The organism is Oligoflexia bacterium, assembly GCA_034439615.1.
GTDB lineage: Bacteria > Bdellovibrionota > Bdellovibrionia > JABDDW01 > JABDDW01 > JAWXAT01.
The window spans coordinates 25100-36397 of record JAWXAT010000022.1 but is presented as its reverse complement, the minus strand read 5'-3'; the positions used below and the strand labels follow the sequence as shown (position 1 = coordinate 36397).

Sequence of the window (11298 nt, the reverse complement as noted above, 5' to 3'; positions counted from 1 at the left end):
GCAAGCTAACACAATTTCTGATCCTGAGATTAAGAAAAGATTTTATTTAATTAAGACTGTAGTCAAGTCACCGAAGTCAGTGAGTCAAGTCTGTAGCCAGAGAGGTGTTTCGTCAGATTTTTTTTATAAATGGGAATTAATACTTTTAAAGGCTAAGAATTTACTATCGCTTAAGTCTGGATCTCGAAAGCCAAAGTACTGCCCTCATCAAACCCCAAAGCGTGTTGAAAAAAGGATCAAAGCACTAAGATTAGCTGAACCAGCAGAGGGCCCTGAGCGGATTAGTTTTAGTTTAAAAAAACTGTACAACATGGTGTGTTCGCCAAGTGGAGTTTACGCGGTACTTTGGCGTTTAGGTTTGATTACAGATACCTATAAAAAGAAGTTAACAAAGACCCATTTAAAGCGGTACAGAAGGCCACTACCTGGGTGGTTGCAGATGGATATAAAGTATGTGCCCTACTTAATTAACGATGAGCAATATTATGAGTTTAACATTGTTGATCACTGTTCAACCTGGAGGTGTATGAGAATTTATGAGACCAAAGGTTATGAGAGTTTAGAAAAGTTTTTAAAAGAGGTTGAAATAAACTGCCCGTTCCCAATCGTTGAAGTGCAGACAGATAACGGAAAAGAATTTACTGATAAATATCGTGTGGGGAGTAATGGGTACCCGACGGGGAATCACCCCCTTGATGTGTGGCGCAGGCTTAAAGAAATCCGTCACAAACTTATCCCAATCGGGCAAAAAGAGCTTAACGGAAAAGTTGAGAATACGCATAAGCAAGATGATCGAGAGTTTTATGCAAAATATGATTTTACAGATTATTGGATACTTGAAAAATACATGCGAAGTTGGAATCAAAGGTGGAACGAGCAGCGAGCAACAAAAGCATTACGCTGGCGAACACCCAATGAAGTCATATTAGGGGCGTGTATTGCTTGGGTGGCAACTCTCCTCAACTACCAAACAAGACTGCCTAAAGGTGTATCAACGATGATAAAAATTGATAGCCAAGGAAATCTGTTTTTGCCTATCCCCCAAGACACAAAACTACCGGTCTTAGAAAAACCTAAAGAGAAAAATATGGTCGACCGATATCTAACCTGGATGGATGGAGAAGCTAAAAAGCTCAAATCAATCCTGGTCCTGCCGCCGATCTACCAAATTTTTTCACCACAAATTTCTATCAGTCTAGAAGATAAGCGGCAAAAAACCAGCGCTACAAGAGGCGCCGACAACACAGCCACATGTTATTGCTTCAGTTAATTTAAATGCACGACTTTATGGTGCCCTGAACAAAGTGTTGTAAGATTTGTGAGCTGATTTTGACCGCCATTACTAATTGGTATTTTATGATGAATTTCAGTGAACCGTTGATTAGTGCATTTTGAGCCATCTAAATACGGGTGTTGGCATTGATCCTTGTCTCTGAGAATGACTTGACGCTTGAGTGGTGCAGAGATTGCGCTTCTATGAAATGGAATATTGTTTCGCTGATGCAGGATTTCATTAAACCCCTTTTCTTTAGGCATAACATTCATATTTTTATCGCCTTGATCATTCGTCTTAAGACGGGTTTTCGGAGAGGCTGCGTCAATATTTTCAGATGGATTGTTGGTATCTTGCTGAAACGACTTAAGACGGTCTTTTCTTTGGTCAACCCTTTGTTCCACCCTTCGCTCAACCATTAGTTCCGCTCTTTTTACTGGATCATTTTTTTCAAGATACGCGCCTAAAATTTTCTCCAACGTTTCATTCACACTTAGATTTTTCTTAGCCTTTCGAGATTCAAGATCTTGCGCACGTTTAAGCATTTTATAAACTTTTTCAGAATAAGCGCTTGTAACTTTAAGCGTGTCGCCTGAAACATACTTTGCTTGTTCAATAATAGCTGAGTGAGGCTGAACTCTTGCCACTTCTTTTTCTATTGTTTTTTGAGATGAAGATTTTGCAAGCGCTAACCAATGCGCTTGATTTACGGAGTTTAAAACGGGAGTTAATTTGCGAGCTTTAGAAACTGTAAGTGATCCTTCATCTATGGCAGTTTTAAGTTCAGGAACTAAAAATGCTTTACGCGCCACGGTCACAAAATTTTGAGCTGTGTCGTCAGATAGCTTTAGAGCGCGTCTTGCGTAATCGCTTAAACTTGAATAATCAAGCTTGTAACTGATTTTATTTTGATCGACTTCGATTAGACAAGTGATAAGTTCGCTCTCTGATTTTAAATATCTTTTTGAAACTTCAAGGGCTCGCTCATGGATGACCAAGTCTTTGTTATTCAGTTGCATGCTAAATCCTCCTATTAATTAAACTAAAATCTTCCCAACCATATGAGCTTCACTCAAACTCAAAAATGAATATACCATGGTTTTAAAATTCGAATTTCTCGTTAGAGAATGACTTGTAGGGCGCGATACTTTTTTAAATACCCGCGTAGCGAATTTATTTATAAAAATAGATCCACGGGCCGCAAGTTTCGCCAGGCACGTGAGCAAATGAGTTATTTGAAGTTAATGGAATTATGAAAATAAGGAGAAAAATCATCACTAATGAAATATTCTTAAATAGAAAAATAAATTCCTGAATTCCAATTATTACTGCAATCGGTTGTCAGAAATAGAAGGCGGGCACCCGACGTCAGTGCTCATCATGTCAAAATGTGTAAATGAGATCAGTGGATGTTAGTCGCATTAAGGCGAAATGAGAATAAATGATGCACCCTCTGTCTTTATACCGTCCATAATACTTTTCGAATGTGCCATACCAAAACGTAGAATGATTATTCCACTCTTGCCTTGATTTAGCCTTAAAGAATTCTCAATCATATTGCGACTTCAATTTTCAAATGACTCATTTTTGGGAATTACATTAATTAAAGATGTGCCCCCTAAAAGTGAGAAGCTCAGCTCTTTTGGCGGGATCCAAGCCCTCATTGCACCCTCGATGTGCAAAGCTTAGTGAAAAAATTGAAAGATTTTCCAAATAGGGCCATTTAATGTTATAAATAATTATCATGTTAGAGAAAATATTTAATTCATTTGTTCCGTTATTTTTTGCCATCGATGTCATCGGTATTTTGCCCATGTACATCGGAATGACCCGTAATATTTTTGTTGAAAAACGTAATCGCATTGTCAATCAAGCGTCAATTACGGCATTTTTTATTGGTATTGGCTTTGTATACTTGGGCAAAGAAGTTTTTCATCTTTTGGGTATCACAGTTCCTGATTTTAAAATTGGCGGTGGAATTTTACTTCTCATCATCGCAATTCTTGATCTTTTGTTTAGTGATAAAGCTGAAAGAGGAACCAATGAAAAAATAGAGACCATGGGAATCGTCCCGATTGGTATGCCCTTGATCATTGGCCCAGCAGTTTTAACTACACTTTTACTCAGCGTTGGTACCAATGGTTACAATGCCACCCTTATTGCATTTATTTTTAATCTTCTTATCGTTTGGCTCGTATTTAGATACTCTGAAAAAGTTATCAGAATTATTGGTGAAGCTGGAGCAATTGCTATAGGAAAAGTATTTTCACTTTTATTAACAGCAATTGCAGTCATGATGATTAGAGTGGGAATCACTGAAATGATTGCTATGGTCAAAGCTGGCGGTTAATAAACAAATATCAAATGAGTTTTTGTAAATCTTTAATATTTTCAAGCCAAACAATTTGCCCAGCACCTTTTTCATTTTTAAGATGGCGATGATTGTTTTGTGGGGCAAAGAATTTTTCAAAACCAAGTTTAGAAGCTTCTTTTAAACGCAATTCCGGAAAACTTACACCACGCACTTCACCTGTTAAACCTAACTCACCAAAAAAACAATTTGTTTTAGTAATTGGATTATTCTTAAGACTTGAAAGTAGTGCTGCGGCCACGGCAAGATCTGCCGCAGGTTCATTGATCTTCACACCACCTGCGATATTAACAAAGACATCGTGAGCATAGAGATCAAGTTTTAAATGTTTATCTAAAATTGCTAGTAACAAGTGAACACGATTTGGATCAAAACCTAATGATGTTCTTCTTGGCATGGCCATATTGGTTCTTGTGGCGAGAGCTTGTACTTCTACGAGATAAGGTCTTGTTCCTTCTACAGTGCAAAACACAGCACTTCCCGGTGTGGCTTCAGCACGTTCAGATAAAAAAAGCTCTGAAGGGTTAGCTACTTCTTTTAAACCTTCAGATGTCATTTCAAAAACACCCATTTCATTTGCTGGGCCGAAACGATTTTTGATTCCTCTTAAAATTCTATATTGGTGATTGGGATCCCCTTCAAAACTCATAACTGTATCGACCATGTGCTCTAAAACTTTGGGCCCTGCGATGCTGCCATCTTTTGTGATGTGGCCAACAAGAAATACAGAAACACCTTCAGTTTTTGCGAGAAACATAAGTTTAGCTGCGCATTCACGAACTTGAGAAACAGAACCCGGAGCAGATTGGAGTGCGGGTAAAAAAGCAGTTTGAATTGAATCAATGACTACAATAAATGGATTAATTTTTTTTGCGAGTTCAAGAATTACATCGAGATTTGTTTCACTAGCTAAAAAAAGATTCTCTGATGCGGCTCCTAAACGTTTGGCGCGCATTTGTGTTTGGCCGACACTTTCTTCACCAGAAATATAAAGAACTTTATTACCTGTGCGAGCTAAATTGGCTAATGTCTGAAGCATCAAAGTTGATTTACCAATACCCGGATCACCGCCAATAAGTGTGAAACTACCCGGAACAATTCCTCCGCCTAAAACGCGATCAAGTTCATTAAGTGAGGTGGTACTGCGTTTGACCAACTCTGATTCAAGTGCGGCTTCGCTGAGGGTTACAACTTTACTTTCTCCACGACCAAGGCCTCGTGCAGTGTCAGCTTGAGTTTCAGGTCGCCCCACAGTTTCTTCGGCATAGGTATTCCATGCATTGCATTCAGGACATTTGCCTAGCCAACGTGAACTTTGGGCGCCGCATTCTTGACATATAAAAATCGACTTTGGTTTTGCCATATAAGTACCTTGCCATTTTGGGTCATTTGATTGCACGATATATTCCTTATTCTTGTGCTAAAATAAAGATCAATATTGATTAAAAATCATCGGGGTACATGAGAAAACAACATATAGCGTTATTATTGGTTTTTTGGGCTTCTTTAAGCCATGGCGATGTTCCATTAACTTCTAAAGAGTTTGGAGCACTCAAAGATAAATTTAACAAAGAACAAAACCCTGTGGTGAAAGCCAATCAGGCTCTCAAACTTGGTGTAGAGGCCTATACTGCCAAAGACTTAGTTTCGTCGGCCGGATATCTAAATCAAGTACTAACGCTTAATTCAAAACTTGATGATTATGCTCAATTTCATTTGGGATTAATTGCTCGAGATAATAAAGATTGGACAACAGCCAAAAAGAATTTTCAGTCAGTCATCATGCATTTTCCCACAAGTGTACTTAAAATTGATGCGCAAAATGAATTAGTGCAAATTGCAAAGACAGAAGAAAAGTGGGCTGAATCGTCAAGAATTTTAAATCAAATCGTCGAGAGTAAATCTTCAAAGTATTGGAGTAAAAAAAGAAGACGTTGGATCAGACGCGATGGTTCAGATAAATTGCCAGCTGAAATTGTATATGCATTGTTTGAGACAAATGCTGCATTAAAACATACACAAGCTGCATGTGGATACGCGCGTAAGCTTTACGTTAAACACGCTTCTTTTAGTTTGCTAAAAGGTTGGGGATTTGAAATTCCACAAGTTAAAAACTCGGCCGTCACTTTTAATTGCAGTGTAGGTGTTGAAGATCATAAAAAAAGATTTGCTACACTTTTAAGAAACGGTGAGTACGACGAAATCATAAAAGAACTCTATGATTGGGAATTAAAAATCAAGGCAGGTAAGGCACCTAAAACTGATCAAGCTCAAATTGAAATCTTCAGTGGGCGAGTGGCTTTAGCACTTGGAAAAATCGAAGCTGCCGTTAAACATTATCACACTGCTCAAGATATGCTGGGCCGAAATTACAACCTGCATTTGCTTTTGGGCAAAGCGTACTCTGAAACAGAAAATTATGCCGCAGCTATTGAGAGTTATCTTAATGCTTACAATTCCGCAGGAAAAGTAAAAGATAAAACCTATGCACTATTTATGGCGTCATTTTCTAGTTACCAAAATCGTGACTACGATGGTGCTGCTAGACGTTTTGAAGAACTAGTTAAAAGATGGCCAACAAGTAAATATGTCTCTGATGCAAAATGGCATATGGCATGGATTCGTTATTTAAAAACTGATTATGAAGGTGCACTCAAAGAATTTGAACATCTGTCGCGAACTAAATACAAACGCGATTACGATATGCTACAAAAATTAAAATATTGGCAAGCAATGTCTGAATTTAGATTAGGAAACATTGAAGCTGCTAGGCAAACATTTAATGAATTAGCTGATCCAAAAAACAGTATTAGTTACTACGGAGCTGCTGCTTCAGCACGCCTGGCCTCTTTACCGTTACCCTCTGCGCGTCCAGCAGGGCCATCATTTATCGCACCCCCAAGCCCCACACCTTCGGGGCCTTCACTGATCGCACCTCCGGGTTCTGCTTCAAATACAAAACCTGTACGTAAAGTTGCTCAGGCTGATTTAGAAGGTGTTGCATTGGGTGACGGAAGTGGTGAGGCAGAGTTAGATAAATCTGTTCCTGATACTGTTGAAGCCGCTGAAGAAAATGACGATGATAAAAAAGAAGAAAAATCAGCCGAAGCTGATGCCGATGATGAGACCGATGTTGTAGATGCGGAAATTCCTGTATCGACGTTTAAAGATCCTGCACTTGCTGCGCGATTTGATCGTGTGAGAGAACTCATTTCACTTGGTTTTAGAGATTGGGCGCGTCGGGAAATGCAGCTCATTCAAAGTAGCACCCGTAATAGTGAATTTCGTGAAATGCTCATGGTTGAATATAAAAATGCAGGTGATTATCATCGATCAAAACAAATCTCTGATGATTACTTTAAAGCAAAACGTAAAGAAAAGGGTATGGATGCTGGCCGCAAATATTGGGAAGCCGCTTACCCACTTGCTTACGAAAAAACAGTAATGAAATGGTGTACGGCTTATTCGGTTTTCCCTGCGTTTGCATGGGGTATCATGCGTGGTGAAAGTGAGTACCGTGAAGAAGTAAAATCCCCTGCCGGGGCCATGGGGCTCATGCAGATTATGCTCAACACAGCTCGAAAAGTTGCAAAGTTAATACCCTATGAGCAAGAGTTTAAAGATCACTTTCTTTTAATGCCAGATGTGAATATCAGATTAGGAATTTGGTATCTCAAGAGAATTGAAAATACTCTAGATTCCTCGCTTAAAATTGATAAACAAACCACACTGAAACTTCCTTTGATGGCTTCGTCATACAATGCTGGGCCACATCGAACACTAGCGTGGTTAAAAGATTTTGGCGGACTCGATACTGATGAGTTTATTGAGCACATCCCCTTTAAAGAGACGCGTCATTACGTTAAAAAAGTTCTGACCAATTATTTGATCTATCAAATGCTCTATAAAAAAGAGCCCAACCCGCTCAGCTGGATCACAAAACCCACAATTAAATATGAAGGACCCAAGCCTTCTACCGAGTCTTGGAATTGACCCATTGACTCTAAGCACTTAAGAAAGTTTAATAATTTCTAATGAATAGAAATTATTTGATTCGTAGCATTATTCTGTTTTCAGTCATATTAAGTTTGGGTGCATGCGATTATTTAAAATTCGGTAGCAAATCATCATTAAACACGGATGATTTTAAACGCCAAGAAACTCTTTTTTTAGGCCTGTTCACAAGCCCTGTAAACTTTGATTGGAATAAGCCATTAAATTTTTCTGAGACAACCATTGTTACAAATATAATGGATGGCCTCACAAAACTTCAGACAGTTAATGGTGAAGTGAAAGTACAGCCAGCGTTAGCCCAAAGTTGGGAAGTGAGCCTTGATGGTCAACGTGTAACTTTTAAGCTTCGCGAAAATATCAAGTGGTCAAATGGGAAAATTTTAAAAGCGCAAGAATTCATAGATGGTTTTAAGCGGCTGTTAAATTCTAATAATCCTGTAACGGCTTGTAATTTTTTATTCACAATTAAAAATGCTGAGAATTTTTATTTACGTAAAACAACTAACTTCTCTGATGTAGGCATCACGGCCAAAGATGATTACACACTTATTTTTAATTTGAATCACCCTGTGCCTTATTTTCCGATGATATTTGCTAACCCTGCTACATTTCCGATTCATCGAGAGCCTACAAAAGATTTCTCTAAAACCGTGACCCTCGGGCCTTACAAAATTGTAAAGTTGGCAACAAAATATGGAATATTAGTCCGTCACGATAAATATTATGGAAGAAAACCTAGTGTTAAAAACTTAGTATTTAGATACGGCTTGTCAGCAGCCGATGCTTTGCGCTTTTTTATCACTAATCAATTAGATATCATTGTCGATATTCCTCCAACTCAAGGAACAAAATTTTTAAATCGCCAAGAACTACAAAATGCTACGACATTAAATATGATTTATCTGGCCTTTGATGTTCATCAAAAGCCTGTGTCCAGCCCAATTATGAGACGCGCAATTGGAATGTCTATTGATCGTAAAGAAGCCCTTTCAAGCATCAATGGTTTTGGTGATGTGGTCACCGGTATGATTCCTCCACATATTTTAGGTTATGAAAGTAATCGTGGTGTGCGGTTTGACCCTGGTGCAGCTCAAGAGTTATTGAAGAGTTCAGGTTATCGTAACATGGAAAAAGTTAAGCCTATCTTGTTTAAAATTGGTGATAGTGGCGAATTTGACGCTTTGGCCGAAAATATTGTGTCACAGTTAAAACGCAATTTAGAAATCGATATTAAGATCGTGAAAGAAAACGTGACGGGCAAAGCTACGGTTCTAGAAGGTCCTATGATGTATTTAGGTCAATGGCAGGCGACAGTTCCTGATCCAGATAATTTTATGAATTTGTTTAAAGGAAGTTCCAAGCAAAATATTATGGGTTGGAAAAATCGCGAGTTTGATGATTATGTACGACTTGCATCTCAAGAGATGAATATTGAAAAACGCGAGAGAGCTTACGCAAAAGCGCTTCATACATTAAGTGAAGAGGAAATTCCTGTGGTGCCGCTCATTATGAGAAAACAGTATTATCTTGTAAATGGACGAGTGCACGGTTTGTATTCTAATATTCTTAATCATTTGATTTTAAAAGAGGCGTCGCTAGAATGATAAGTTTTTTATTTCGCCGTTGCCTCGAGGCGATTTTATCAATTGCTGTTCTAATTACTATCACATTTTTTCTTCTGCACGCACTGCCCGGTGGTCCATTTGATGACGAGACTGCCCTTGCTCCCGAAGTAAAAGCTCATCTTGAAGAGTATTATCATCTTAATTCTCCCGTTTCAGAGCAGTTTTTAATTTATGTAGGCAAGCTTTTCAAAGGTGATTTAGGTACCTCTTATCGTAATATTGATCAAAGTGTGGTGAGTCTTTTACAAGATACTTTGCCAATAACTTTAAAGCTAAGCTTGATGTCACTTGTTTTAAGTTTTTCTCTAGGAATTCCCTTGGGGCTAATTGCGGCGTCAAAACATAATTCAAAATTTGATTTTCTAACACTTTTTGCGACGATGAGTTGTGTGAGTATTCCAAGTTTCCTGCTAGCGCCTATTCTTATTTTAATTTTTAGCTTCTGGCTTGATTGGCTTCCTCCAGCACTTTGGGAAAGCCCCAGCTATTATATTTTACCAGTAATCACACTTGCGGCAAGGCCCACCGCACTCATCGCACGACTCATTAGAACCAGTGCGCTTGATGTGCTACATTCTGATTTTGTGAGAGCTGCATATGCTAAAGGTATGAGTCAAATTCAAATTTTATTTAAACATGTATTAAAAAACAGCATTGTTCCAGTGCTCGCACTTTCAGGAACCATGATTGCTCATCTCATTTCTGGAACTTTCGTGGTCGAACTTATTTTTGCTATTCCTGGAGTAGGTAGGCACCTAATTGCTAGTGTAGATAATCGTGATTACCCCTTAGTACTGGCTTTGACTCTGATCTACTCATTTTTATTAATCATCGGAAATCTCATCATGGATTTTATTACTACACTTATTGATCCACGTATGAGGCTGTCATGAAATCTGATTGGTGGTCGAATTTTAAAAAAAATAAAATCCCATTTATTTCACTCATGTTTATATTTTTAGTAATAACACTTGCGGTGTTTGCACCTTTAATCACACCCTTCTCTTATGAAGTGCAAGACCTACAAAGAGTTTTATTGAATCCAAATTTCACGAACTGGTTTGGTACTGATGAATTAGGCCGTGATCTTTACTCACGCATTATTTATGGGGCACGCGTGAGCATGGCTGTTGGAATTCTCACAAGTTTTGTTTCAGTTATCATCGGTACTTTTTACGGAGCCGTTGCGGGTTATATCGGCGGAGTCGTTGATTCATTACTGATGCGATTAATAGACATTTTGCAATCCATACCACCACTGGTTTTGATGATACTCGTTTCAGTGATTATTAATTCTACAGAATATTTTTCACATGGAATCCGCTCTATGATGGGCATCATGTTTGCGTTATGTTTAGTCGGTTGGATGGGAATTGCAAGGCTTGTACGCGCTCAAGTTTTGATTGTACGTGAAATGCCCTATGTCGAGGCTGCTCGCTCGGTAGGTGTAAAACATTACGGTATATTACTATTTCATATTCTTCCCAATATTTTAGGCCCATTACTTGTGCTTTTAACTTTTCTAATACCTTCACAAGTTCTCTATGAGAGTTTTTTAAGTTTTATTGGTCTTGGACTTCAACCGCCTTACAGCAGTTGGGGCGTTCTTGCCCATGAAGGATGGAGAAGTTTACGCACTTATCCACACCTGATAATTTTCCCAGGGCTGGCGATTTTTTTAACGATGTTGGCTTTTAATTTTGTTGGCGAAGGTCTTCGCGACGCACTTGATCCGAAATTGCGTTATGAACCAAAATAGGAAATTAGAAATAACTTACCTCTTGCGAGGGTGATTCTTTACGTGAATGGGCACCGGTTTTAATTGCGGGCCAAACAAGGACTTTAATTCTTCGATGAGTCCTTTAATGCCTTCAATAAGTTTCTTCATTTAGTGCTACCCCTTATACTTAATTATAACACAAATAAGATCCGCACACAGCGCCATTTTTATGCAGGTAAGTGATGCATTTCGTTGAAGTTTTATGCACACCATTATGTTGTACATGGCGTATTGA

The 11298-nt window shown here is 38.5% G+C and carries 8 protein-coding genes; 6 read left to right on the top strand and 2 right to left on the bottom strand.

Translation table 11 applies throughout. The annotated features are described in order from the left end of the window. On the top strand, positions 1 to 1270 hold a 1270-nt coding region (locus tag SGI74_05095; protein ID MDZ4676869.1), incomplete at its 5' end, for an integrase core domain-containing protein. Here the strand turns inward: SGI74_05095 and SGI74_05090 are convergent. Beyond that, a complete protein-coding gene (locus SGI74_05090; protein MDZ4676868.1) occupies positions 1267 to 2292 on the bottom strand; it encodes an HNH endonuclease signature motif containing protein in 1026 nt (341 codons plus the stop codon). The two genes, SGI74_05095 and SGI74_05090, sit on opposite strands and share 4 nt — an antisense overlap. Before the next feature lie 725 nt (positions 2293 to 3017). Here SGI74_05090 and SGI74_05085 point away from each other — a divergent pair. Continuing rightward, the gene (locus tag SGI74_05085; protein MDZ4676867.1) at positions 3018 to 3623 is read left to right on the top strand and encodes a MarC family protein; all 606 of its coding nucleotides are present in this window, start codon (positions 3018 to 3020) and stop codon (positions 3621 to 3623) included. Between the two features lie 10 nt (positions 3624 to 3633). Here SGI74_05085 and radA read toward each other — a convergent pair whose 3' ends face one another. Further along, entirely contained in the window at positions 3634 to 5043 is a 1410-nt protein-coding gene (gene radA / locus SGI74_05080) for a DNA repair protein RadA (GenBank protein ID MDZ4676866.1), read from the bottom strand. Positions 5044 to 5105: 62 nt separating this feature from the next. Between radA and SGI74_05075 the strand changes: the two genes are divergently transcribed. Genes SGI74_05075 through SGI74_05060 form a run of 4 tightly spaced genes read left to right on the top strand, consistent with a single transcriptional unit; the run spans position 5106 to position 11042 of the window. Next, positions 5106 to 7637, top strand: a complete 2532-nt coding sequence (locus SGI74_05075; protein ID MDZ4676865.1) for a transglycosylase SLT domain-containing protein — start codon at positions 5106 to 5108, stop codon at positions 7635 to 7637. 41 nt (positions 7638 to 7678) lie between these two features. Next, positions 7679 to 9262 carry a peptide ABC transporter substrate-binding protein gene (locus SGI74_05070; protein MDZ4676864.1) on the top strand — a complete coding sequence of 528 codons (1584 nt, stop codon included), beginning with the start codon at positions 7679 to 7681 and terminating at the stop codon, positions 9260 to 9262. Continuing rightward, positions 9259 to 10176, top strand: coding sequence for an ABC transporter permease (locus tag SGI74_05065; GenBank protein ID MDZ4676863.1), 918 nt, complete (start codon positions 9259 to 9261; stop codon positions 10174 to 10176). Before SGI74_05070 ends, SGI74_05065 begins: the two co-directional genes overlap by 4 nt. Then, positions 10173 to 11042, top strand: coding sequence for an ABC transporter permease (locus SGI74_05060; GenBank protein MDZ4676862.1), 870 nt, complete (start codon positions 10173 to 10175; stop codon positions 11040 to 11042). The genes SGI74_05065 and SGI74_05060 overlap by 4 nt, the downstream gene beginning before the upstream one ends. The last annotated feature ends 256 nt before the right edge of the window (positions 11043 to 11298 follow it).

Excerpts from the sequence above, each read along its gene's own strand:
- SGI74_05065 (MDZ4676863.1), top strand. The coding sequence starts at position 9,259 with ATGATAAGTTTTTTATTTCGCCGTTGCCTCGAGGCGATTTTATCAATT.
- SGI74_05085 (MDZ4676867.1), top strand. The coding sequence starts at position 3,018 with ATGTTAGAGAAAATATTTAATTCATTTGTTCCGTTATTTTTTGCCATC.
- SGI74_05075 (MDZ4676865.1), top strand. The coding sequence starts at position 5,106 with ATGAGAAAACAACATATAGCGTTATTATTGGTTTTTTGGGCTTCTTTA.
- SGI74_05090 (MDZ4676868.1), bottom strand. The coding sequence starts at position 2,292 with ATGCAACTGAATAACAAAGACTTGGTCATCCATGAGCGAGCCCTTGAA.
- SGI74_05070 (MDZ4676864.1), top strand. The coding sequence starts at position 7,679 with ATGAATAGAAATTATTTGATTCGTAGCATTATTCTGTTTTCAGTCATA.
- SGI74_05060 (MDZ4676862.1), top strand. The coding sequence starts at position 10,173 with ATGAAATCTGATTGGTGGTCGAATTTTAAAAAAAATAAAATCCCATTT.